Origin of the sequence: Streptomyces sp. NPDC048639 (assembly GCF_043199075.1) — a bacterium.
In the GTDB taxonomy this organism is placed as follows: Bacteria; Actinomycetota; Actinomycetes; order Streptomycetales; family Streptomycetaceae; genus Streptomyces.
On sequence record NZ_JBICVP010000001.1, the window covers coordinates 920,177 to 945,208 of the forward strand.

The 25,032-nt window shown below is 72.8% G+C and carries 16 protein-coding genes; 13 read left to right on the forward strand and 3 right to left on the reverse strand.

What is annotated here, in order from left to right:
- The first annotated feature begins 407 nt into the window (after positions 1-407).
- Entirely contained in the window at positions 408-3,728 is a 3,321-nt protein-coding gene (locus tag ACGFNH_RS03935) for a S8 family serine peptidase (protein ID WP_393651366.1), read from the forward strand.
- A 462-nt stretch (positions 3,729-4,190) separates the two neighbouring features.
- Positions 4,191-5,219 carry an aspartate-semialdehyde dehydrogenase gene (locus tag ACGFNH_RS03940; protein ID WP_393651367.1) on the forward strand — a complete coding sequence of 343 codons (1,029 nt, stop codon included), beginning with the start codon at positions 4,191-4,193 and terminating at the stop codon, positions 5,217-5,219.
- Positions 5,220-5,271: 52 nt separating this feature from the next.
- On the opposite strand, the gene ACGFNH_RS03945 is transcribed toward ACGFNH_RS03940, so the two are convergent.
- Positions 5,272-5,775: a DUF1203 domain-containing protein gene (locus tag ACGFNH_RS03945; protein ID WP_393651368.1), complete on the reverse strand. Its 504-nt coding sequence runs from the start codon at positions 5,773-5,775 to the stop codon at positions 5,272-5,274.
- 110 nt (positions 5,776-5,885) lie between these two features.
- On the opposite strand from ACGFNH_RS03945, the gene pepN reads away from it, so the two are divergent.
- Positions 5,886-8,465 carry an aminopeptidase N gene (gene pepN / locus ACGFNH_RS03950; RefSeq protein WP_393651369.1) on the forward strand — a complete coding sequence of 860 codons (2,580 nt, stop codon included), beginning with the start codon at positions 5,886-5,888 and terminating at the stop codon, positions 8,463-8,465.
- Positions 8,466-8,671: 206 nt separating this feature from the next.
- On the opposite strand, the gene ACGFNH_RS03955 is transcribed toward pepN, so the two are convergent.
- Complete coding sequence (locus ACGFNH_RS03955) at positions 8,672-9,748, reverse strand: mechanosensitive ion channel family protein (protein WP_393651370.1); 1,077 nt, start codon at positions 9,746-9,748, stop codon at positions 8,672-8,674.
- A 231-nt stretch (positions 9,749-9,979) separates the two neighbouring features.
- Here ACGFNH_RS03955 and ACGFNH_RS03960 point away from each other — a divergent pair, with 231 nt between their 5' ends.
- The 8 genes from ACGFNH_RS03960 to ACGFNH_RS03995 all read left to right on the forward strand — a co-directional run bounded on the left by ACGFNH_RS03960 (position 9,980) and on the right by ACGFNH_RS03995 (position 19,340).
- A complete protein-coding gene (locus ACGFNH_RS03960; RefSeq protein WP_360849715.1) occupies positions 9,980-10,516 on the forward strand; it encodes an HNH endonuclease in 537 nt (178 codons plus the stop codon).
- A gap of 179 nt (positions 10,517-10,695) precedes the next feature.
- Positions 10,696-12,111, forward strand: a complete 1,416-nt coding sequence (locus ACGFNH_RS03965; RefSeq protein WP_393651371.1) for an amidase — start codon at positions 10,696-10,698, stop codon at positions 12,109-12,111.
- 239 nt (positions 12,112-12,350) lie between these two features.
- Entirely contained in the window at positions 12,351-12,638 is a 288-nt protein-coding gene (locus tag ACGFNH_RS03970) for a hypothetical protein (protein ID WP_393651372.1), read from the forward strand.
- Positions 12,639-15,128 (forward strand): 4-alpha-glucanotransferase, encoded by a 2,490-nt coding sequence (malQ, locus tag ACGFNH_RS03975; RefSeq protein WP_393651373.1) that lies wholly within the window; start codon positions 12,639-12,641, stop codon positions 15,126-15,128. It abuts the gene before it with no gap.
- A gap of 134 nt (positions 15,129-15,262) precedes the next feature.
- Positions 15,263-15,496, forward strand: coding sequence for a hypothetical protein (locus ACGFNH_RS03980; RefSeq protein WP_393651374.1), 234 nt, complete (start codon positions 15,263-15,265; stop codon positions 15,494-15,496).
- Between the two features lie 232 nt (positions 15,497-15,728).
- Positions 15,729-16,982 carry an ROK family transcriptional regulator gene (locus tag ACGFNH_RS03985; RefSeq protein WP_393651375.1) on the forward strand — a complete coding sequence of 418 codons (1,254 nt, stop codon included), beginning with the start codon at positions 15,729-15,731 and terminating at the stop codon, positions 16,980-16,982.
- A gap of 112 nt (positions 16,983-17,094) precedes the next feature.
- Positions 17,095-18,345, forward strand: coding sequence for a 6-phospho-beta-glucosidase (locus tag ACGFNH_RS03990; RefSeq protein WP_393651504.1), 1,251 nt, complete (start codon positions 17,095-17,097; stop codon positions 18,343-18,345).
- A complete protein-coding gene (locus ACGFNH_RS03995) occupies positions 18,336-19,340 on the forward strand; it encodes an N-acetylglucosamine kinase (protein ID WP_393651376.1) in 1,005 nt (334 codons plus the stop codon). Before ACGFNH_RS03990 ends, ACGFNH_RS03995 begins: the two co-directional genes overlap by 10 nt.
- Before the next feature lie 44 nt (positions 19,341-19,384).
- Here the strand turns inward: ACGFNH_RS03995 and ACGFNH_RS04000 are convergent, their stop codons facing one another.
- A complete protein-coding gene (locus tag ACGFNH_RS04000; RefSeq protein WP_393651377.1) occupies positions 19,385-22,093 on the reverse strand; it encodes a hypothetical protein in 2,709 nt (902 codons plus the stop codon).
- 397 nt (positions 22,094-22,490) lie between these two features.
- Here ACGFNH_RS04000 and ACGFNH_RS04005 point away from each other — a divergent pair, with 397 nt between their 5' ends.
- Complete coding sequence (locus tag ACGFNH_RS04005; RefSeq protein ID WP_393651378.1) at positions 22,491-23,921, forward strand: hypothetical protein; 1,431 nt, start codon at positions 22,491-22,493, stop codon at positions 23,919-23,921.
- Positions 23,922-23,929: 8 nt separating this feature from the next.
- Positions 23,930-24,955 carry a glutamate ABC transporter substrate-binding protein gene (locus ACGFNH_RS04010; protein ID WP_393651379.1) on the forward strand — a complete coding sequence of 342 codons (1,026 nt, stop codon included), beginning with the start codon at positions 23,930-23,932 and terminating at the stop codon, positions 24,953-24,955.
- The last annotated feature ends 77 nt before the right edge of the window (positions 24,956-25,032 follow it).

The following is a 25,032-nucleotide window of genomic DNA, read 5'->3' on the forward strand; positions in this document are numbered from 1 at the left end:
ATGCCGGAGATCCAGCGCTCACCGCGTGTTCACTCTGCGGGGTACGCGCTTGCTCCACGCGGCGCGCACGGGAAGCTGCCCGGCCGCGCACAGGAAGCCGCCGCGGCCCGCGCCGGAGGTCGCCACGGACCGGGGTGGCGGCCCCTCGTGCGCCGCTTTCCCGGCCGCTCGAACGGGACCGGTTACGCCCGGACGGCCACCGCGCCGGTACGGATGACGACCACGCGTGACCGCGATCCAATCGACTTGCCCGCATTGACGGCACTTTGGGTTCGATGGCGGTTGGCGGAAATGTGCCACGGGCTCATTGCGTGTTGGGCAACTCTCCCCAAACACCCGTCCTTTACATAAAAGTTCGGTCATCCGGCTCCGAAATGCGGACCCCCTTTTCCATTTGAGAAGCAGGGATGACCATGCCTTCACCCTCGATACCCGCGTCGCCCGACCCCGGTCCGAGACGCACGGTACGGATCGCGATCGCCGCCGGCCTCGTGGCCGCACTGGCCGCCACCGCGCCGATCACCGCACTGGCCGCGGACAGCGACCCCGCCCCGGCCGCCCCCGCCCCGGTCAAGTCGGCTGACGACAAGCTCGGTTCGGCCGACGCCGACCTCCTCGCCGAGGCCAAGGCCGACGGCGACAAGAACGTCACCCTCATGATCGCCACGGCTCCCGGCGCGACCGAGCAGGTCGCCGGCCGGCTCGACGCGGTCAAGGGCGGCTCGGTCGGCCGGACCGACGACAAGCTGGGGTACGTACGGGCCACCGTGCCCACCGGCCGGGCCGACGCGGCGATCGCCGAGGCGAAGAAGCTCTCCAGCGTCCACGGCATCGATCTCCGTCACGAGATCGCGCTCGACGACCCGACGCCCCAGGCCGACCGGGCCAAGGGCGCGGCGGTGAAGGCGAAGGGCACCTACCCGGCGCCGGACAAGAACACCCCGGCCAGGAACCCGTACCAGCCGGCCTTCGAGACCGGCGCGGTCGACTTCGTGAAGCAGAACCCGAAGGCGGACGGCCGGGGCGTGACCATCGGCATCCTCGACTCCGGCGTGGACCTCGGTCATCCCGCGCTGCAGAAGACCACCACCGGCGAGCGCAAGATCGTCGACTGGGTGACGGCCACCGACCCGATCGTGGACGCCGACGCCACCTGGCGCCGGATGACCAACCCGGTCGACGGGCCCAGCTTCACCTTCAACGGCCGTACCTGGACCGCCCCCGCGGGCTCCTACCAGGTCAGTGTCTTCCGCGAGTCGGCCAGCACCGGCGGCGACGCGAAGGGCGACCTGAACCGGGACGGCGACACCACCGACGTGTGGGGCGTGCTCTACGACCCGGCCGCCGGCACCGTACGCGTCGACCTCGACGACAACGGCGACTTCACCGACGACGAGGTGATGAAGCCGTACAAGGACGGCCACCAGGTCGCGTACTTCGGCAAGGACGACCCGTCGACCGATGTCGCCGAGCGCGTGCCGTTCGTCGTGGAGATCCGCAAGGACGTCCCCACCGACCCGTACGGCGGTGACTGGGTCGGCAAGAAGGCCGACTTCGTCAACATCGGCATCATCGAGTCCGAGCACGGCACGCACGTCGCCGGAATCACCGCCGCCCACAGCCTCTTCGGCGGCAGGATGAACGGCGCGGCGCCCGGCGCCAAGCTCGTCTCCTCGCGCGCCTGCACCTGGACCGGCGGCTGCACCAACGTCGCGCTCACCGAGGGCATGATCGACCTCGTCACCGAGCGCGGCGTCGACATCGTCAACATGTCGATCGGCGGCCTGCCCGCACTCAACGACGGCAACAACGCGCGCGCCGAGCTCTACACGCGTCTCATCGACGAGTACGGCGTCCAGCTCGTCATCTCGGCCGGCAACAGCGGCCCCGGCGCCAACACCATCGGCGACCCGGGCCTGGCCGACAAGGTGATCTCCGTCGGCGCCACCGTCTCCAAGGACACCTGGGCCGCCAACTACGGCTCGCAGGTGGAGAAGAGCTACAGCATGATGCCCTTCTCCTCGCGCGGCCCGCGCGAGGACGGCGGCTTCACACCGGTCATCTCCGCCCCCGGCGCCTCGATCAACACCATCCAGACCTGGCTGCCGGGCGCCCCGGTCGCCGAGGCGGGCTACACCCTCCCGGCCGGCTACGGCATGCTCCAGGGCACCTCGATGGCCTCCCCGCAGGCAGCCGGCGCCTCCGCGCTGCTGCTCTCCGCCGCGAAGCAGAAGAGCATCGAGCTGCCCCCGGCGAAGCTGCGCACCGCGCTGACCTCCACGGCCAAGCACATCAAGGGGGTCCAGGCGTACGAAGAGGGCTCCGGGCTGATGGACATCCTGGGCGCCTGGAAGTCCATCCGGAACAACGCCTCCGCCCACGACTACACGGTCAAGGCCCCGGTCGACACCGCCATCGACTTCGCGCTCAAGGAGCCGGGCTTCGGCACCGGCCTCTACGACCGCGAGGGCGGACTCAAGGCGAACCAGAAGAAGACCTACGCCATCACCGTCACCCGCACCACCGGCCCGGACCGCGCGGTGCGCCACCGGATCGGACTGGCCAACAACGACGGCACGTTCCGCCTCGCGAGCTACGACGAGATCGACCTGCCGCTGAACAAGCCGGTGACTCTCAGGGTCGAGGCCAAGGCCCGCACCGCAGGGCTGCACAGCGCGATCCTCACCGTGGACGACGAGCGCACCGAGGGCGTGGACCGGCAGATCATGACCACCGTGGTAGTGGCCAAGCCGCTGACCGAGCCCGGGTTCACCGTTCCGGTGTCCGGCACCGTGCAGCGCAACGCCTCGGCCTCGTACTTCGTGACGGTGCCCGAGGGTGCGAAGACGCTCGAGGTCGCCATCGGCGGGCTGAAGGCGGGCAGCCAGACCCGCTTCATCTCCATCCACCCCTACGGCACTCCGGTCGACCCGACCTCCACGCCGAACTGCTACAACAACTACGACAACCCGGCCAACACCTGCCGCCCCGACCTGCGCAGCTACGCGGACCCGCAGCCGGGCGTCTGGGAGATCGAGGTCGAGGCGCGGCGCACCTCGCCGCTGCTCGACAACCCGTACAAGCTGGACGTCACGGCCCTCGGCGCGTCCTTCGACCCCGAGGTGAAGACCCTCCCCGAGGCCGAGGTCGGCACGCCGGCCCCGGTCGAGTGGAAGGTCACCAACGGCTTCGCGGCGATCGACGGCAAGCTCAAGGGCGGCTCGCTCGGTTCGTCCAAGTCCGCGCGCCCCTCGATCAAGGAGGGCGAGACCCAGACCACCGAGCTGACGGTCGGCGAGGGCGTCGAGCGGCTCGACGTGGCCATCGGCAGCGTCTCCGACAACGCCGCCGACCTGGACCTGAACGTCTACCGCGACGGCGAGCCGGTCGGCTCGTCCGCGGACGGCGACTCGGAGGAGGCGGTCAGCCTCGACAAGCCGGACGCGGGCACCTACACCTTCGAGGTCATCGGCTACGCGGTCCCGAGCGGCACCACCGAGTACGACTACCGGGACGTGTACTTCGCGTCGTCGCTCGGCCGGGTCGAGGTCGACGAGTCGAAGGCCGTCAAGCTCGCCAACGGCGCGTCGGCGCAGGTCGCCGCCGAGGTCGTGGTGGACAGCGCGGCCCCCGAGGGACGGCAGTTCTTCGGTGAGGTCCAGCTCCTCGACGGCCGCGGCACCGCCGCGGGCGTCGGCAGCGTACGGATCGAGAAGGTCACTCCGTAGTCTCCGGCAGGAGCTGCGGCGGCCCGTGGGCGGGCCGGAAACGGCGGGGCGGGTGTCAGGGGACGACACCCGCCCCGTCGGCGTACGGACACGCGGGCCGGTGGCATACGGGCACGCGGGCCGGTGGCGTACGGGCACGCGGGCCGGTGGCGTACGGGCGCGGGCGTCGGCCCGCGGACGCCGCCGGGCCCGCAGCCGTACGAGCGCGCTCCGGGCCCGCGTACGGGCCTGCGAGACGCCCGCGCAGGGCCTACGAGACGCAGGTCACGGGCGTACGGGCCACCGGCCTGGGTATCCGCCACAAGGTCGCGTGCCCGGCCGCCCGTCCGTCCCGCACCGTTCGTCCCCGTCCCGCACTCCGGACAATCAGGACAATCGAGTGGACAGACCGGCCCGGCCTCGGCTCATGATGAGAGGCATATGCCGTGCCGGGCAGGCACGCCCGTACCGAGAGGGAATCGCATGAGGGTCGGAATCGTCGGAGCCACCGGGCAGGTCGGGGCGGTCATGCGCACGATCCTCGCCGAGCGGAACTTCCCGGTGGAGGAGCTGCGGCTGTTCGCCTCCGCCCGCTCGGCCGGGTCCTCGCTGGAGTGGCAGGGCCGGCAGATCACGGTGGAGGACGCCTCCACGGCCGACTACTCCGGTCTGGACATCGTGCTGTTCTCCGCGGGCGGTGCCACCTCCAAGGAGCTGGCCCCCAAGGTCGCCGCGCAGGGACCCGTCGTGATCGACAACTCCTCCGCATGGCGCCGCGACCCCGAGGTGCCGCTGGTCGTCTCCGAGGTCAACCCGGATGACGCCCGGAACCGGCCCAAGGGCATCATCGCCAACCCGAACTGCACCACGATGGCCGCGATGCCGGTGCTCCGCCCCCTCCACGACGAGGCGGGCCTGACCGCCCTGGTCGTCGCCACCTACCAGGCCGTCTCCGGCTCCGGCCTGGCCGGCGTCAGCGAGCTGCACGACCAGGCGTCGAAGGTCGTCGCGGAGGCGGACAAGCTCACGCACGACGGCGGGGCCGTGGACTTCCCCGAGCCCGGCGTCTACAAGCGCCCCATCGCGTTCAACGTCCTGCCGCTGGCCGGCAAGATCGTCGACGACGGCCTCTTCGAGACCGACGAGGAGCAGAAGCTCCGCCACGAGTCCCGCAAGATCCTCGGCATCCCGGAGCTGAAGGTCTCCGGCACCTGCGTCCGCGTCCCGGTCTTCTCCGGCCACTCGCTGCAGGTCAACGCCCGCTTCGAGCGGCCGCTGAGCGTCGAGCGCGCCTACGAGCTGCTGGGCGGCGCCCCCGGTGTCGAGCTCTCCGAGATCCCGACCCCGCTGCAGGCCGCGGGCAAGGACGCCTCGTACGTGGGCCGCATCCGCGCCGACGAGACGGCCGAGAACGGTCTCGCCCTCTTCGTCTCCAATGACAACCTCCGCAAGGGCGCCGCGCTGAACACGGTGCAGATCGCGGAGCTGGTGGCCGCCGAGCTCAAGGGCTGAGGCACCGGACACGGGCCGTGGCCGCACCTACCGGGGTGCGGCCACGGCCTTGTCACGGTCTGCCCACCTCGAACTGGAAGCAGCCGTACCCCAGGGCCCGCACGTGCACCAGCGCCACGTCCGGGTCCGCGAAGGCCTCGGCGAAGGCCCGCTCGTAGGCCTCCGTGGCCGCGCCCGCGTCCGGGACCTCCAGCAGCCGCCCGCCGACGATGCGGCCCCGCGCGTCGTACATCCGCACCGTGCGCAGGGCGCCCGGGTGCGCGAACGGATAGCCCGCGGCCGGCGCCGCGCCCCCGCACTCCCCGGCGTGGACGAACACCGGGCCCTGCTCGTCGTACGCGCCCGGGCGGGCGCCCGTCCGCGCCGCCCACCGGCGCAGCGGGGCGTACGAGACGAGCGCGATCCTCTCCCCCGGCTCGCTCGGGCGCAGACAGCAGCGCAGCGGCGCACCGCCCTCGCCGTCCGTGAAGGGTTCCGCGGCGTGGCCGGCGTCGTCGCTCTCGCGGAGCCGGCGCACCACCGCGGGTTCGATGGGCCGGGCTTCGTGGGTGGTCATGGCGCCAGCCTGGCCGAACCGCCGATCCCCTTCCGGCGGCAATACGACGTCGCGCTCCCCGCGCGGATGGTGGAAGGATGGCGGAAAGTCCGAAAACAAGGAGTGACCGCGTGCCTGGCACGAATCTGACCCGCGACGAGGCGCAGGAGCGGGCGCGCCTGCTCACCGTCGATTCCTACGCGATCGAGCTCGATCTCTCCGGCGCCCAGGAGGGCGGCACGTACCGCTCCGTGACCACGGTGCAGTTCGACTCCGCCGAGGCAGGTGCCGGGACGTTCATCGATCTCGTGGCGCCGGCCGTGCACGAGGTCGTGCTCAACGGCACCGCGCTGGACCCGGCCGAGGTCTTCAAGGACAGCCGGATCGCGCTGCCGTCGCTGGAGGCGGGCCCCAACGAACTGAAGGTCGTCGCCGACTGCGCGTACACCAACACCGGTGAGGGGCTGCACCGGTTCGTCGACCCGGTCGACCAGCAGGCCTATCTCTACACGCAGTTCGAGGTGCCGGACGCGCGCCGGGTCTTCGCCTCCTTCGAGCAGCCCGACCTCAAGGCGACCTTCCGGTTCACCGTGAAGGCGCCCGAGGGGTGGACGGTGATCTCGAACTCGCCGACGCCCGAACCGGTGGAGAACATCTGGCGGTTCGAGCCGACGCCGAGGATCTCGACCTACATCACGGCGCTGATCGTCGGCCCGTACCACAGCGTGCACAGCAGCTGGGAGAAGGACGGCCGCTCGGTGCCGCTGGGTCTCTACTGCCGGCCCTCGCTCGCCGAACACCTCGACTCCGACGCCATTTTCGAGGTTACGCGCCAGGGATTCGACTGGTTCGAGGAGAAGTTCGACTACCCGTACCCCTTCGCCAAGTACGACCAGCTCTTCGTCCCGGAGTTCAACGCGGGCGCGATGGAGAACGCGGGCGCGGTCACCATCCGCGACCAGTACGTCTTCCGCTCCAAGGTGACGGACGCGGCGTACGAGACGCGCGGCGAGACCGTCCTCCACGAGCTGGCCCACATGTGGTTCGGCGACCTGGTGACGATGGAGTGGTGGAACGACCTCTGGCTGAACGAGTCGTTCGCCACCTACACCTCGATCGCCTGCATGGCCCATGCGCCGGGCAGCCGGTGGCCGCACGCCTGGACCACCTTCGCCAACTCCATGAAGACCTGGGCCTACCGGCAGGACCAGCTCCCCTCCACGCACCCGATCATGGCCGAGATCCGCGACTTGGACGACGTCCTGGTCAACTTCGACGGGATCACGTACGCCAAGGGCGCCTCGGTGCTGAAGCAGCTCGTCGCCTATGTGGGCATGGACGAGTTCTTCCGCGGTGTGCAGGCGTACTTCAAGCGGCACGCGTTCGGGAACACCCGGCTCTCGGACCTCCTCGGCGCGCTGGAGGAGACCAGCGGCCGTGATCTGAAGACCTGGTCGAAGAAGTGGCTGGAGACCGCGGGCATCAACATCCTGCGGCCCGAGATCGCCGTGGACGACTCCGGAGTGATCACCTCCTTCGCCGTACGCCAGGAGGCACCGGCACTCCCCGCGGGCGCCAAGGGCGAGCCCACGCTGCGGCCGCACCGCATCGCCATCGGCGCGTACGACCTCGACGAGAACGGCAAGCTGGTCCGTACGGAGCGGATCGAGCTGGACGTCGACGGCGAACGGACCGAGGTGCCGCAGCTCGTGGGCAAGCGGCGGGCCGCCGTCTTCCTGCTCAACGACGACGACCTGTCGTACGCGAAGGTGCGTCTGGACGCCGAGTCCCTGGCGACCGTCACCCAGCACCTCGGCGACTTCACGGAGTCCCTGCCCCGAGCGCTGTGCTGGGCCTCGGCCTGGGACATGACGCGCGACGCCGAAATGGCGACGCGCGACTACCTCGGCCTCGTCCTCTCCGGGATCGCCAAGGAGTCGGACATCGGCGTGGTGCAGTCGCTGCAGCGCCAGCTCAAGCTGGCCCTGGACCTCTATGCCGACCCGGGCTGGCGTCCCGAGGGACTGGCCCAGTGGGGCGACGCGGCCCTGGAGCAGCTGCGGACGGCCGAGCCGGGCGGCGACCACCAACTCGCCTGGGCCCGGGCCTTCGCGGCCACCGCCCGTACGGACGCCCAGCTCGACCTGCTCGGCGGACTCCTGGAAGGGACCGAGACGGTCGAGGGCCTGGCCGTGGACACCGAGCTGCGCTGGGCACTGCTGGAGCGGCTGGCGGCGACGGGCCGGGCGGACGAGAAGGCGATCGCGGCCGAGCTGGAGCGGGACAGGACCTCGGCGGGCGAACGGCACGCCGCGACGGCGCGGGCCGCCCGGCCCACGGCGGAGGCGAAGGCCGAGGCATGGGCCTCGGCCGTCGAGTCGGACACGCTGCCGAACGCGGTGCAGGAGGCCGTCATCGGCGGCTTCGTCCAGACCGACCAGCGCGAGCTGCTGGCCCCGTACACCGCCAAGTACTTCGCCTCGGTGAAGGGCGCCTGGGAGTCGCGCAGCCACGAGATGGCACAGCAGATCGCCATCGGCCTCTACCCGGTGCTCCAGGTCTCGCAGGAGACGCTGGACGCGACGGACGCCTGGCTGGCCTCGGCGGAGCCCAACGCGGCGCTGCGGCGGCTGGTCACCGAGTCGCGCGCGGGGGTCGAGCGGGCGCTCAAGGCGCAGGCCGCGGACGCGGCAGCCGCCGACCAGCCGTAACACGCCGGCCGGCGGCACCACAGAGCGGACGCACCAGCGATACGGCCCCGCCCGCGGCATCAGTGCCGCGGGCGGGGCCGTATCGGTGCAGGGGCCCGTATCGGTGCAGGGACCCGGGTCGGTGCAGGGGCCGGGTCGGTGCAGGGGCCCGGGTCGGTGCACGGGGGCGGGTCGTGCGCGGGGCCGGTCGTGCGCGGGGCCGGGTTCTACTTGGTGAGGCTCGCGGAGCCGCCGGGCGGCTGCTGGGGGATGGGCGCGGCGTTCAGCGCCTGCGGGGAGGTGGGATTGGCCAGCGCGGACGGGGCGGCGACGCCCGCCGACGGGTCGGCGCCCGCCTCCACCGCCGCGTCCTGCGGCACCCCGCCGACGATGCGGATGCCCGCCTCGTCGAAGGCCTGCTTGATCCGCCAGCGCAGCTCCCGCTCCACGCCGAGCGCCTTGCCGGGCATGGTCTTGGCCGTCGTGCTGATCACCATCGAGTCGAGGGTCACCGAGTCCAGGCCGAGGACCTCGACCGGGCCCCAGAGGCGCTCGTTCCACGGCTCTTCCTTGGAGAGCTGCTCGCCCGCCCGCTGGATGGTGCTGCGGGCCTTGTCCAGGTCCTCGTCGTAGCGGATCTGCACATCCACGGCGGCGGTCGCCCAGCCCTGGCTCTTGTTGCCGATCCGCTTCACCTCGCCGTTGCGGACGTACCAGATCTCGCCCTCGTCACCGCGCAGCTTGGTCACGCGCAGTCCGACCTCGATCACCTCGCCGGAGGCCACCCCGGCGTCGATGGTGTCGCCGACGCCGTACTGGTCCTCCAGGATCATGAAGACACCGGAGAGGAAGTCGGTGACCAGGTTCCGGGCGCCGAAGCCGAGCGCCACGCCCGCGACGCCCGCGCTGGCCAGCAGGGGCGCCAGGTTGATCTTCAGCACCGACAGGATCGTCAGCGCGGCCGTGCCCAGGATCAGGAACGAGGCGACGCTGCGCAGCACGGAGCCGATGGCCTCGGAGCGCTGCCGACGCCGCTCGACGTTGACCAGCAGGCCGCCGAGCGCGGTGCCGTCGACGGCCTGGGCGGTGCGGTTCATCCGGGCGATGAGCTTGGTGATCGCCCGGCGGACGACCGAGCGCAGCACCATCGCGATGACGATGATCAGCACGATGCGCAGTCCTGCGGCGAGCCAGTCGGCCCAGTGCTGCTCCACGTACCCGGCGGCCTCGGTTGCGTTCTCGTGAGCCTCCCGAAACGCGGGCGAGTCGGGTGAGGAGGTGCCGTCGGCGAGAAACCAGGACACGGAGAAGACCTTCCTGTGTGGGACGACCAACCACACTAACGGGGCATCCCGTGTCATCCGACGCTCTGTTCGAGAGAGTGAGCCTTTCGAGCAGGGGGAAAACAAGATGTGGTCGAAAACACTCCTGATGCGTTACCGGCACGTGGTGGCGCCGCGACCAGGCATGAGGAGAGACTGAGACCAGATCGTCCCGGCGCAAGCCACGCGCCGCCGGCGTACAAGGAGGCACCCGTGCCGCACGTCCTGGTCCTCAATGCGTCGTACGAGCCGCTCGGCGTCGTACCGCTCCGCCGCGCGCTCATCCTGGTCCTCAACGACAAGGCCATCAGCCTCGAGGACTCCGGCGCCCTGATGCACAGTGCGACCCGCGTCATCCCCGCACCCAGCGTCGTCCGTCTCAAGCGCTTCGTGCGAGTCCCCTTTCGGGGCCCCGTCCCGCTCACCCGCCGCGCCCTGTTCGCCCGTGACGGCGGCCGGTGCGCGTACTGCGGTGGCGTCGCAACCAGCGTCGATCACGTCATTCCGCGCAGCCGCGGCGGCCAGCACGCCTGGGAGAACGTGGTCGCCGCATGTCGCCGCTGCAACCATGTCAAAGCCGATCGGCACGTCGCCGAGCTGGGCTGGCGCCTGAGGCACCAGCCCGCCCCTCCGTCGGGGCTCGCGTGGCGCATCATCGGCACCGGCCATAGGGATCCGCGCTGGCTGCCATACCTGCAGCCGTACGGCGCGGACGACGCGATGGCCCGGATCGACGGCATATCTGCCTGAGACCGGGCCATCGTCGTACCCCACCGCCCGGCGACGATGCGCCGCTGGGCGGTTTGTCGTGCGGTGGACAGGGGAAGCGTCCGTGCCGCGGTGGTGAGGGACGAGCCTTCCCCGTACGGAGGACCCGGAGAACCGGAGAGACCGCGATACGGCCGGAGGGCGCGGCCTAGGGTGGGGGCGTGTCCGAAGCGCATGAACTGACCATGCTGGAACAGGCCGCGGCCGTCCGCCGCGGCGAGATCTCCCCCGTCGAACTCGCCGAGCACTATCTGCGGCGGATCGAGCGGCTCGACGGCGACGTCGGCGCGTACATGACCGTCACCCCGGAGCGGGCGCTGGACGACGCGCGGCGTGGGGAGCGGCGACTGGCCGGCGGCGGTGCGACGCCGCCACTGCTGGGGGTGCCGCTGCCGGTGAAGGACCTCGACCCCGTGCCCGGCGTGCGGTACACCGCCGGGTCCGCCGTCTTCGCCGACCTGGTCGCCCCGCCCGAGGCCGCCACGCACATGGTGGAGTTGCTGGAGCGCGCGGGCACCGTCCTGCTGGGCAAGACCAACACTCCCGAGTTCGGGCTCCCCGCCTACACCGAGAGCCGCGTCGGGCCGCCCGCCCGCACCCCGTACGACCCCGCCCTCGGCGCGGGCGGGTCGAGCGGCGGGGCTGCGGCCGCGGTGGCCGCCGGGCTGGCGCCCGCCGCCCCCGGCAGCGACGGCGGGGGGTCGATCCGCATCCCGGCGAGCTGCTGCGGCATCGTCGGCCTCAAACCGAGCCGGGGCCGCATCAGCCCGGCCCCGCAGGGCGATGTCAGCGGGCTCGCGACGGCCGGGCCGCTCGCCCGTACCGTCCGCGACGCGGCCGCGCTGCTCGATGTGATGGCCGGGCCCGTGCCCGGCGACCCGATCCCGGTGCCCGCCCCGGAAACGGCCTTCCTGACCTGGTGCGACCGCCCCCCGGGCCGGTTGCGCATCGCCCGCTGGGCGCGGCCCGAGGTGCCGGGCGTCACCGTCGAGCCCGAGGTGCTCGCCGCGTACGAGAAGACCTCCTCGCTGCTCGCCGAGCTGGGCCACGAGGTGATCGACGCCGAGCAGCCGCTGCGCCCGCACGACCGGGACGCCTTCACGCCGGTATGGGCGGTGCTGTCCGCCATGGCTCCCGTGCCGCCGGAGCGGGAGGAGGAGCTGATGCCCCTCACCCGCTGGCTGCGCGAACAGGGCAGGACGGCGACCGGCCTGGACTACGCGCGTGCGCTGGCCGCCATGCAGCAGGTGGGGCGCCGCCTGGCCGCGGCCGTCGCCCCGTACGACGCCGTGCTGACCCCGACGCTCGCCCGGCTCCCGCAACCCGTCGGGGCCCTGCGCGACGACGACGACCCGGCGGCCGATTTCGAGGCCCAGATCGCGTTCACACCCTTCACCGGTCCCTGGAACATCGCCGGGCTGCCCGCGCTCTCCCTCCCCCTGGGCTGGACCGCCCACGGCCTGCCCGTCGGCATGATGCTGGGCGCACCGCACGGCGCCGAGGGCCCGCTGCTGGCGCTCGCCGCGCAGCTGGAGGAGGCGGCGCCGTGGGCGTCCCGGAGGCCGAAGGTGTGGTGAGCGCCTCTCTCCCGCCAGACCCCCCATACGCCCGCCTCACCGCACAAACCGGAAATCCGCCGCCGTAGACTCACCTTCAGCCGGAAGCTCTGCGCTCGGTGCGCGGTGCGGCCGTGAAATCACGCACGGGAGTCAGGTGTGACCTGTCCCACGTTCGCGAAGAGATCACGTCTGCTCCCGCATCCGCTGGGTAGGCCTGCTGGTGACCTGCATTCGACGACTTCTTACGGAGGCCCCGCGTGGCCGCGTCAGCACCGCTGCTCCTGTCCGCCGCCCATTCCAAACCCGTCGGCCCCCGGGCCATCGTGCCGGTGAACCCGCTCGACCTCGAGGGCCTGTCCGACCCCGACTCCGGACTCGACGGTGCCAGCTCCCGTGAGTGGGCCGAACCCCCGCTCACCAGCGAGCCGCCGCTGGCCGACGCAGCGCCCCTCACCAGCGAGCCGCCGCTCGCTTCCGAACTTCCGCTGACCAGCGAGCCGACCGCCACCGGCATGGGCGCGGGCCTGGAGTCCCTGGAGGTCTAGATGGGCCGAGCGCGGCTCGCCGCCCTGCACGGAGTCGCCACCTTCTACGAACCCTCACCCGGACATCGCGTCGATGTCCCCGACGACACCGTCGTCGCCGTACTCGCCGCCCTGGGCGTCGACGCGTCGACACCGCGCGCGGTCCGTGCGGCCCTCGACGGGCACGCGCACTGGGAAGCGAACCGTCTGCTGCCCCGGACGGTGGTCCTGCGGAGGCCGACCGCTCCGGCCTCCGCGGCCTCGCAACGCACCCCGCCCACGGCCCGTATCGCCGCGCCCACGCCCGCGACCTCCGGGCGCGGTGGGCGTCCGCGCCGGTCCCAGCGCACCCGGCCCGTACCGGCCCTTCCCGAGGGCACCCTGCTGCACGTCGACACCGAGAGCGGCGAGAGTCTCCCGTGGGACGGCTCCGCGTTCTTCCGCGGCAACCGCGCTCTGCGGGCCTCGGGCAGCGCCGCACTCGCCTCGGCCTCGGCCGCCGCGGGGATCACTTCGTCCGCGGGCCAACTCCCGCTCGGCACCCACACGTTGCGCGCGCTGTCCCCCGACGGCCGCTCCGCCCGCGCCACCCTGATCGTGGCGCCCGAGCGGATGCCCGCGCCCCCCGAGCGCAGCTACGGCTTCCTGGTCCAGCTCTACTCCCTGCTGTCCGCCCGCTCCTGGGGCATGGGCGACCTCGCGGACCTCGCCGATCTCGCCGCCTGGTCGGGGCGGGCACTCGGCGCCGGATTCGTGCAGCTCAACCCGTTGCATGCGGCTGTCCCGGTAGACGGGGAGCATCCGACCGACCCGTCCCCCTACCGCCCGTCCTCCCGCCGCTTCCCCGACCCGGTGCATCTGCGCGTCGAGGACGTGCCGGAGTACGGGTATCTCGAGGGCCCCGCCCGGCGCCGCGCCGACGAACTCCTCACCCGGGCCGCGGAGTTGCGGGACGGTGTCCTGCGCAAGGACGCCCTGATCGACCGGGACGCGGTGTGGCGGCTCAAGCGCGAGGCGCTGGAGCTGGTGCGCGCCGTGCCGCTGAGCCCCGGCCGCCGTGCGGCATACGGCGACTTCCTCGCCGAACAGGGCGGTGCCCTGGAGGACCACGCCACCTACGGCGCGCTCGCCGAGGTCCACGGGCCCGACTGGCATACATGGCCCGGCGGACTGCGCGACCCGCGCTCGGCCCGTACGGCACGGGCCCGCAGCGAACTGCTGGACCGTGTCGACCTCCACTGCTGGCTCACCTGGCTGACCGACGGGCAGCTCGCCGCCGCGCAGCGGGCCGCGCGCGACGCGGGCATGGCCATCGGGCTCGTCCACGACCTGGCGGTCGGCGTGCACCCCGGCGGCTCGGACGCCTGGGCGCAGCAGGACGCCTTCGCCGCCGGCATGTCCGTGGGCGCTCCCCCGGACGCCTTCAACTCCCGCGGGCAGGACTGGGGCCTGCCGCCGTGGCGCCCCGACGCGCTGGCCGCCGCCGGTTACGCCCCGCCCCGCGAGCTGCTGCGCGGGCTGATGCGCCACGCGGGCGCGCTGCGCATCGACCATGTGATGGGCCTGTTCCGGCTGTGGTGGGTGCCGGAGGGCCGCCAGCCGGCCGAGGGGACGTACGTCCGCTACGACGCGGAGGCGATGCTCGGCGTACTGGCCCTGGAGGCGCACCGGGCGGGTGCGGTCGTCATAGGAGAGGACCTCGGCACGGTCGAGCGGGGTGTCCGGGAGACTCTGGCGGGCCGCGGCGTACTGGGCACGTCGGTGCTGTGGTTCGAGCGCGACTACGACGCGCAGGAGGCGGAAGCGGAGGGGCGGGGGGCGGAGGTCGCCGCGGAGGAGCCCCCGGAGTCCGTCGTCGCCGGAGAGAGCGCGGAGCCCGTCGCCGCCGGAGCGGCCAGGGGTGCGCACGTCACCGGGTCCCCGCCGCCCCCCGACGGCGGCTTCGAGGGCCTCGTGGGCGCGGACCGCGGCAAGGTCGAACGGGAGCGGCGCGCACAGCCGTTGGAACCCGCGGCATGGCGGTCCGGCTGCCTGGCCACCGCCACCACGCACGATCTGCCGAGCACCGCCGCCCGTCTCACCGGTGACCACGTCGAACTCCGGCACCGGCTCGGACTGCTCACCAAGCCCCTGGCGCAGGAGCAGGCCGAGGACTCCGCCGAGGTCGCCGAGTGGCTGGGGCTGCTCGGACGCATGGGGCTTCTGCCGGAGGGGGGCGAGGACGAGGAGGGCGCGATCAAGGCGGTCTACCGGTTCCTGGCCGACACACCGGCGCAGATGATCGGAGTGTGGCTGCCGGACGCGGTCGGGGACCGCAGGCCGCAGAACCTCCCGGGGACCTGGGACCAGTACCCCAACTGGCGGTTGCCCATCGCCGATGCCGGCGGGCGGCCGGTCACCCTGGAGCAGCTCGCGGCGTCGCCGCGTCTGCGCGATCTGATGGCGGAACTGGCGGACCGCGTACCGCCGTCGGCCCCGGACGACGGGCCCGCCCGGACGAGCCGCCCCTGAGGCGGGCCCGAGGCGCGCGGCGGCGTACGGCGGTGTACGGCGGTGTACGGCGCTTCCGTTGCGAACCGCGGGCCCGTACGGCGTTGGGGCACCCCGGGCGCGCGGGGTGCGAAGGGGCCCGCTACGGTGAGCTTGTGGACAAGAAGAACGCCCTGCGCGCCGGAGTCGTCACGGCCGGTTCCGCGCTGATGATGCTGCTGATGTCGTCCCCCGCGCTCGCGGTGACCCGCGACGACGGCGACGACCCGGGTCCCGGCCTGAGCGTCGTCCAGACGCTGGGCCTCTTCGTCGGCCTGCCGCTGCTGCTCTTCGCGGTGATCGCGGGCCTGGTGATGGTGGGCGACAAGTCCCACAAGCAGCAGGGCTGACGGCGGCGCCGCAGCCCGCCCGCACCGCCGCAGAAGCCTCACCGATTCACCGTCGAGGGCGTCTTCCGGTTCGTCATGCGTACGAGCCGGAAGACGCCCTCGACGCGTTCCAGGGCCCATTCGTCCTCCGGCACGGCCGCGCCCCGCCATTGACGCCCGCTCCGGCCGCGGCCTAGCGTTCAACCGCAACAGGAAACCTTCCTAACAGTGCAGAGCGGCGCAGGGGGCGGACATGGCCGTGACACCGGGGACCACACCGGGGACGCCACGGGTGCTGCGGGCGATGAACGACCGCGCCGCCCTCGACCTGCTGCTGGAGCACGGTCCGCTCTCCCGTACCCGCATCGGCACGCTCACCGGGCTCTCCAAGCCCACCGCCTCACAGCTCCTGGCCCGTCTCGAAGCCGCCGGACTCGTGATCGTCACCGGGACCAGCGAGGGCCGCCCCGGGCCGAACGCCCGGCTCTACGCGGTCAATCCGGCCACCGCGCACGTCGCCGCGCTCGATGTGACCCCCGACCGCATCCTGGCCGAGGTCGCCGACATCACCGGCCGTACCGTCGCCACGTACGAACTCCCCACGCCCGGCCGCCGCGGCGACGGCGCCGTACGCCATGTCCTCGACGCCCTCGACGGTGCGGTCAAGGCGGCCGGGCTGACCCGCGCCGATCTGCACCGCGTCGTCATCGGCACCCCGGGCGCCTTCGACCCCGGCACCGGACGGCTGCGCTACGCCAGTCACCTCCCCGGCTGGCACTCCCCGACGCTCCTCGACGACCTCGCCGCGGCCCTGCCGATGCCGCTCGCCTACGACAACGACGTGAACCTGGCCGCGGTGGCCGAGCACCGGCTCGGCGCGGCCCGCGGCCACGACGACTTCGTCCTGCTCTGGAACGAGGAGGGCATCGGCGCCGCCCTCGTCATCGGGGGCCGTCTGCACCGGGGCCGGACCGGCGGCGCCGGCGAGGTCGGTTTCCTTCCGGTGCCGGGGACCCCGCTCGTACGGCAGGTTGCCAGGGCCAACAGCGGTGGTTTCCAGGAGCTGGCGGGCGCCCGGGCCGTACGGGTCATCGCCGGCGAACTGGGCCTCCCCGTGCCCGAGGGGCCGCACCGGCAGGTCGCGGCACAGCTCCTCGCCCGGGCCGCGCAGTACGCGGACGCCGTCGAGCCCACCGGGCCCGTCGGCGACGGGGCGCCCCCGGACCAAGCCCACCTGGACCTGATGCAGCGCTTCGCCACCGGGATCGCGACGGGTCTCGCGTCGATGGTCGCCGTCCTCGACCCCGGGCTCGTCGTCCTCTCCGGCGGGGTGATCGCCGCAGGAGGGGAGCCGCTGCGCGCGCTGGTCCAGGCCGAACTGGCGGAGCTGGCCGTGCCCCGCCCCCGTCTCGTCCTGGGCACCGTCCGCGAACACCCGGTCCTCAGCGGCGCGTTGCAGAGCGCCCTCGCCACCACGCGGGACGAGGTGTTCGACACCTCCCGCTGACCGTCCGGCCCCCCGACGTCCCCGCCTCTGCCGTCCTGGCGCCGTCGCCGCCCCGCCCGGCGGGAGACGTACCGCATCCGAAGGGTTGGAGCTTGTCGTGAAACTCGCCGTCGTGGGTGGCGGATCCACCTATACGCCCGAACTGATCGACGGGTTCGCGCGGTTGCGCGACACTCTGCCGGTCACCGAACTGGTTCTGGTCGACCCGGCGCAGGACCGCCTCGAACTGGTCGGCGGGCTGGCCCGGCGCATCTTCGCCCGCCAGGGCCACCCCGGCCGCATCGTCACCACGTCCGACCTCGACGCCGCCGTGGACGGCGCCGACGCCGTCCTCCTGCAACTGCGCGTCGGCGGGCAGGCCGCGCGCGAACAGGACGAGACATGGCCGATGGAGTGCGGCTGCGTCGGGCAGGAGACGACGGGCGCGGGCGGGCTCGCGAAGGCCCTGCGCACCGTCCCCGTCGTCCTGGACATCGCCGAGCGGGTGCGCCGCAGGAACCCGGGTGCCTGGATCATCGACTTCACCAACCCCGTGGGGATCGTGACGCGCGCGCTGCTGCGGGCCGGTCACCGGGCGGTCGGGCTGTGCAACGTGGCCATCGGATTCCAGGGGAAGTTCGCCCGCCTGCTCGACGTACGTCCTGAGGACGTCCACCTCGACCATGTGGGGCTCAACCACCTCACCTGGGAGCGGGGCGTCCGCCTCGGCGGGCCCGGCGGCGAGGACGTCCTGCCCGTGCTGCTGGACCGGCACGGCGACGCCATCGCCGACGAACTGCGCCTGCCGCGTGCCGTCCTCGACCGGCTCGGCGTCGTCCCCTCCTACTACCTCCGCTACTTCTACGCGCACGACGAGGTCGTACGGTCCATGCGGACCCAGCCGTCCCGCGCGGCCGAGGTGGCCGAGATGGAACGCCGGCTCCTGGGGCTGTACGCCGATCCGGCGCTGGACGAGAAGCCCGCGCTGCTGGCGAAGCGGGGCGGCGCGTACTACTCCGAGGCGGCGGTGGACCTGGCCGCGTCGCTGCTGGGCGGCAGGGAGGGCCGCGTGCAGGTGGTCAACACCCGCAACGACGGCACATGGCCGTTCCTCGCCGACGACGCGGTGATCGAGGTACCGGCGCGCGTCACGTCCACCGGTGCCGAGCCGCTCCCGGCCGCCGCCCCCGGACCGCTCTTCGCGGGTCTGATCGGGCATGTGGCGGCGTACGAGGACCTGGCCCTCGACGCGGCCCTGCGCGGCGGGCGCGACCGGGTGTTCGCCGCCCTCCTCGCCCATCCGCTGGTCGGGCAGTGCGCGCTCGCGGACGCGCTCACCGACCGCCTCCTGGCGCACAACCGGGAGCATCTCCCGTGGGCGTGAGGACCGGTCCGGCCGCGGCCGTGCTGGCGATCGACGCCGGGAACACCAAGACCGATGCGGCGCTCGTCGGGGCCGACGGCCGCGTTCTCGGCACGGCGCGCGGCGGCGGCTTCAGCCCACCGACGGCGGGCATCGGCCCGGCCGTCGACGCACTGGCGGAGACCGTCCGCGAGGCGGCCATCGCGGCCGGGAGCAGCCCGGACGGCGCGCGGCCGCTCGCCGCACATGTCTCCGCCTGCCTGGCCAACGCCGATCTTCCGTCCGAGGAACGGGAGTTGGGGCAGGCCCTGCGGGCGCGCGGCTGGGCCCGCACCACCGACGTGCGCAACGACACCTTCGCGATCCTGCGGGCCGGCGCCGACGCACCGCGCGGCGTGGCCGTCGTCTGCGGCGCGGGCATCAACTGCGTCGGCATGCTCCCCGACGGCCGTACGGCCCGCTTCCCCGCCCTCGGCCGCATCTCCGGCGACTGGGGAGGCGGTGCCCATCTCGCGGAGGAGGCGCTGTGGTTCGCCGCCCGGGCGGAGGACGGGCGGGGCGAGCCCACCGCCCTCTCCGCGGCGCTGCCCGCGCACTTCGGGCTGCCCACGATGTACGCGCTGATCGAGGCGCTGCATCTGCGGAGGCTGCCGGCGCGGCGCAAGCACGAGATGGCACCGGTGCTCTTCGCGACCGCGGCGGAGGGCGACGCGGTCGCCCGGCGCATCGTGCACCGGCAGGCGGAGGAAGTCGTGGCCCTGGCCACCGTTGCCCTGGATCGCCTCGGGCTGCTGGCGGAGCCTGCACCGGTCCTGCTCGGCGGCAGCGTCCTGGCCGCTCGCCACCCGCTGCTGCACGACCGCATCGCCGAACTCCTCGCCGCCCGCGCGCCGGAGGCGGCGCTGCACGTCGTCACCGCGCCGCCGGTCCTGGGGGCGGCCCTTCTCGGCCTGGATGCCACGGGCGCGCCGCCCGAGGCGCATGCGCGGCTGCGCGCGTCGTACGGCACCGCCTGAGACGGCCGTAGGGCGTGCGGGAGTCCTCCGGCAGCGCGCGGCCGCTACGGCGCCGCCTGTGGCACGGCGCAGTTGCGCGGCGGCTCCTTCCCGTCCGGCCAGGCCACCCCCTCGAACTTCAGCTCGTCCGACGCCGGATCCAGCCGGACGACGGAGGACGCCTTGTCGTACGGGTTGCCCGCGTTGGTGAGGCAGATCCAGCCGCTGGCCCCCTGCACCCGTGAGGCCAGGTTGAGGTGGGTGAAGTCCTGCTTGATCCGCTCGGTCGGGGGGACTTCGGCCTTGCTGATCGACGCCGCCTTCGCCAGCGCCCTGGTGGCGGTGAGGACGACGTCATGAGTGGCGATCGTCCTGCCGTCGTCGAGTCGTACGGGCCCGATGTCCCCGACGGTGGTGATGTCCGCCATCAGTTCGTTCATGGCGTCCTGGGGCTCGGCGAGATGGCGCGGGCGGTCCTCCCTGCCGTGCTTCCTCCCCTGCTCGGCGGCCTTCTTCTCCCACTTCCGCACCGCGTCGTTCCATGCGTCGGGGTGCGCGGGGGCCGAATACCGCACGGACACCGAGGGCTTGCCGGTGCCGGTGTCGCCGCGCAGCAGGTCGCGCTCCTCCGCGTCCAGGCGCTGGCCCAGGCTCGTCGCGTCCGATCCCGTGATCACGGTGTAGGACTTCTTGCCGGCGCAGTAGGTCCCGGCGAGCTTCTTGACGAACAGCTCCAGGTGGAAGGCGCGTCCGGCGAAGTAGACGACCCGGGCACGGGACTGGCAGATGTTCCGGGCGAAGTCCTCGAACTCGTTCGGGGTGACCCCTTCCTCCTCGATGCCCTCGGACCGGAAGGTCATGTCCTGCACACCGCGCGCGCCGGTCGCCCGGTCGCCCCGGGCGCGCGTGAACGCCGTCCACAGCGACCTGTTGTAGTTGTCCTTCGGGCGGGTGTCGGCGACGAGTGCCGTCTGCTCGCCCGCCAGCCCCGGGTCGAAGGCGAGCAGGGCGCGCGCCTGGTCCTCGCTGGTGGAGACCACCCGGGCCAGTCCCGGATACGGGTCCTTGTCGCGGTCGCGGCCCTCGGGGTTGGCGAAGTCGCCCGAGGTGACGAGGCTGGCGACGACGGGGATCCCCAGCTCGTTCGTCACATGGGACATGGCCTCGCGGGTGTTCTCCAGGCTGAGGTTGAACCCGGCGATCACCCGCAGCTGCGGCTCGTCCCGTACGAGCCGGTCCACCGTGTGGTCCCACGACCCGTAGTTGCGACCGGGGTTGGCGAGGACGAGGCGGATCGGGGGCTTCGCGGCATCGGCCTTGTTGGCCTGGTACTGGGCCAGATACGCGCCCTGCACCTCGCTGAGGATCTGCTCCTGCACCGCGGAGTTGTCCGACTCCATGGGGATCATCAGGGCGACCGTGGCGTGCTTCCTGCCGGCGATCCGCTCGTTCTCGGCCTCGATCCTGCCGAAGACCTCGCGCGCGCCCTCGACCTGGGGCATGAACACCCCTGTGCCGTCCGAGACCCCGACGCAGTCCCGCCCGTGGACCTCCAGCCCCTCGCCGCAGCTCGCGGGTCCCTCGGGCCCGAAGAGCCCGTACGCGCCGTAGACCACGGCACCGACGGCGACCAGCGAGAGCGCTCCGAAGGTCACCGGTCCCAGGCGGATGTAGCGGGGCCCGCGGCCCGGGGGCTCACCGGCGGCCGGGGGTGCGGGCGGTGCCGCGGCCCGCTCGTCCAGCGTCACCTGCAGCAGGCGCCCGGGCAGCGGCACCTCCTTGCCCAGCCTGCGCAACTCGGCGGCACGCTCCCTCCTGGTGAACAGCCGGGGGATTCGGCGCTCCAGATCGGCCACGGTCGCGGGCTCGTTGGCACCGTGCTCGGGCGTGGCCCCGCCCGGCTGCGCGGTGGCGACGACGACGGGGTACGTGCGCAGATTGCGGGACTCGTCGTCGTAGGCCATGAGAAGGGAGTCCCTGATCACCCTCCGGGCCGGGACGGTGTCGACACCGGGCAGCAGGATCACCGGCCTGCGCGCACGGTTGAGGCGGCGGAATGCCCCGAAGTGGGCGTCGATGTCCGCGAGCAGCGCCTCGACGAGCAGCAGCGTCTTCGCCTCCTCGGACTTCTCGCGCCACTTGAGCAGCTCCCGGAAGACCTCGCGGGACGGGTGGCCGTCCAGCTTCGGGAAGCGCTTCCTGCGGTACCAGCGCACCGTTCTGTAGTGCGGGAAGCGGAGGGCATCGACGGCCCAGCCGCCCAGCGCGAGGAGCCAGTTGACGTTCTGCGGGGCGTGGTCGGGACCCAGCCCCTTGAAACGCCTGCGCAGCTCCAGCAGGACATGGCGGCGCTCCCGGGCGATGGCCTGCTTGACCATGAGGGCCAGCCCGTCCACCTGCTCGGCCGGCATGCCCCCGTCCTCCGGCTCCCACGCGTAGAACGCCGCGAAGGCCGCCGCGAAGCGGGTGAAGACGATGGGCAGACGGTAGGCCGGGCGGCCGTCGTAGCCGCAGCCCTGGGCGATGGCCAGCAGTTCGGTGGCGACCTGCCGCTCCCGCGACTCCATCGGCGGCAGGGCACCGGGGCTGTTGACCGGCAGGACGCCCCGGTACCTCTCGTGGTACCGCTCCGTCCATGCCAGGGCCGCACGGTCCGTCGTCTCGATCTGGAGGATCAGCCCGCCGCCGGACCGGCGGTCCAGCCGGACCCTCCTCCGGCGCAGCCTGTCGCGGACCGCCAATTGCGCCAGCACGACGTCCAGTTGCTCTTCCACCCCTGTGACCCCCGTCCCCGTACGGCTGCCGCCGCACGGTCCCCGTGACCTCGAATCCGGGGAGCACTATAGAGACGTACGTCACACGAAACACGGCAAGTTGCGTGAATCGTCCATAGGTTTGACACCGTCATGCCCCTACCGGCCACAGCGTGGCCGGATACGCACCGGAACCGAACGGATACCGAACGCGTCATCGCCGACGAGGGGCACCGGGAGTCGGAGCCGGGAGCGGCCTCCGCCGGCGCATCCGGTTGTGCTCCGCGTACCGATCCGTACAAGATCGAGTCAATCCCGGTGTGGATGTCCGCCTCTCCGGGCCATACTTCTGGCCGTAAACCGTCCCCCGCCCGGCCACCGGGCGGCGGGCCACCGCAGCGACCGAGGGGGAGGTCCCGTGACACAGTCGCCGACGGGCACCGCCCCGCCGCAGCCGCCGGCTCCCAGACGCAGGACCGCGTGGGCCGAGGGCACGGACCGGCTGCGGGCCGCGGCGACGACCGAGCCCGGCAGGTTGCGGATCATCGGCGCGGTGCTGGCAGCGCTGGTCGTGGTGTTCGGTGCGACGACGTCCTGGCAGGTCTCCGCACGGGCGGACGCGGCGGAGGCCGTCGCGCACCGGAGCCAGCCGCTCAGCGCCGACGCCGCCAGCATCTACCGCTCCCTCGCCGACGCCGACACCACGGCCGCCGAGGGCTTCCTGACCGGCGGCCAGTGGCCACGTGAGGTGCGCGAGCGGTACGAACGGGACATCGGGACCGCCTCCGCCCTGCTGGTGAAGGCAGCGGCGGCGAGCGACAGCTCGGATCCCGCCGGCCGGCACGTGCGGACCCTGAACGAGCAACTGCCCGTCTACACCGGCCTGATCGAGCAGGCCCGGGCCAACGGCCTGCAGGGGCTGCCGCTCGGCGGCGCCTATCTGCGCCACGCCAACGACCGTATGCGCAGCGAACTGCTGCCCGCCGCCCGCGCGCTGTACGACGCCGAGACGGACCGGCTCGGATCCGACTACGACGACGCCGAGGCATGGCCGTGGCCCGCGCTGGGCAGCGGCGTGATCGCGCTCGCGGTGCTGGTGTGGGCCCAGCGCCGCGACCACCGGCGGACGAACCGGGTGTTCAACCCGGGCCTGGTCGCCGCCACCGCCGCCTCCGCGGTCGTACTGCTCTGGCTCGCGACCGCGCACACCCTGGCCTGGTCGGGCCTCACCACCTCCTACGAGGACGGCGCGAGATCGCTGCGCGTCCTCAACGAGGCGCGGATCGCCTCGCTCCAGGCACGCGGCGACGAGAGCCTCACGCTCGTGGCGCGCGGCGCGGTGCTCAACGGGGACGGCGAGGACTTCTACGAGGCCGGGTACCGCTCGGCCATGAACCGGCTCGTAGGCACCCGTGACAGCGGTGACGGCGGCAGCAGCGGTGACGGCGGCGGTGACGACAAGGTCGGGCAGAGCCGGCCGGCCCTGCTCGGCACCGCGGCGTCCCTCTCCGACGACCGCGAGGGGTCGGCTCCCGTCGCGGCGTCGGTCGACGCCGTACGGGACTGGCGCGCCCTCCACGGCGAGGCCCGGGAGACGGATGACAACGGCGAATACGAGAAGGCGCTGAAGAAGGTCATCGGCGGCGGCGACACGACCGGCCGGCAGTTCGACCGGATCGACGCGAGTCTGCAGAAGGCTCTGACGCACGAGCAGCGGGAGTTCGCGCATGCGGCGGGCGACGGGCGGGGCGCCCTGACGGGTCTGGCGCCGGGTGCCGTGGTCCTCGCCCTCCTCGGCGCGGCGGGCGCACTGCTCGGAATCGGGCGCAGACTGTCGGAGTACCGGTGAGGGGAGGCATGGTGCGGGAGGAACCGGCAGAACGACGCGGCACGCCCCGGGGGCGGCTGCGCGGCTGGGGCGGCGTCGCCGCGATGGCGGTGGCGTGCGCACTGGCCGCGGCCCTGCTGCCCCTGGCCCGGCACGAGGCGGACCGGGGCGGGGACGCGCCCGCCGCCACTCACGCCGGGGCGGATGCCGCTGAGCACCGGCCCGGAGCGTCCCGCGCACGGACCTCGGCCGACGAGAGCTGCAAGGACCCGGAGGCGGGGCTGCGCCCCTCGGGCAAGAGCGGTCCGGCCGTCGACGCGATCAAGAAGCGCGGCTATCTCATCGCCGGGGTGGACCAGAACAGTTACCGCTGGGGCTACCGCAATCCCGCGACCGGCAGGCTCGAAGGCTTCGACATCGATCTCGTCACGGCCATCGCCGAGGACATCCTGGGCGAGGACGCCAAGGTCGTCTACCGGGCGATCCCCACCAATCAGCGCATCCCCGCGCTGGAGCAGCGCACCGTGGACATCATCGCGCGCACGATGACCATCAACTGCGACCGCGTACGGCACGTCGCCTTCTCCACCGCCTACTTCCAGGCCGGCCAGCAGGTCCTCGTCCCCAAGGGCTCGTCCGTCACCGCCTTCGACGGCACCTTGCGCGGCAAGCGGGTCTGCACGGCGGCCGGTTCGACCGGCGAGGCCGAGCTGAGGAAGGAGTCGCACGGCGCGCGCATCACCACCGTGCCCAACCAACTCGACTGCCTGGTAAGGCTGCAGCTCGGCGAGGCCGACGCGGTCGTCACCGACAACGCACTGGCGGCGGGCCAGGCCGCGCAGGACCCTTCGGTGACACTGGTGGGTGAGCCGTTCACGGAAGAGCCCTACGGCGTGGCCATGAACCTGGAGGATGAGGATCTGGTACGCCGGGTGAACAAGGTCCTGGAGGACTATCGCGAGAGCGGGGCATGGATGAAGGCGTACAAGCGCTGGCTCGCGTCGGACCTCAAGGGCATCACGGGACCGCCCGAGCCGAAGTACCGGAAGGGGTAGCCGGGGAAGGGCGGCCGGCAGGGGCAGCCGGGACGGCCGGCGGCCAAGGCGAGCCGACGACCGGAGCGGCCGGCGAC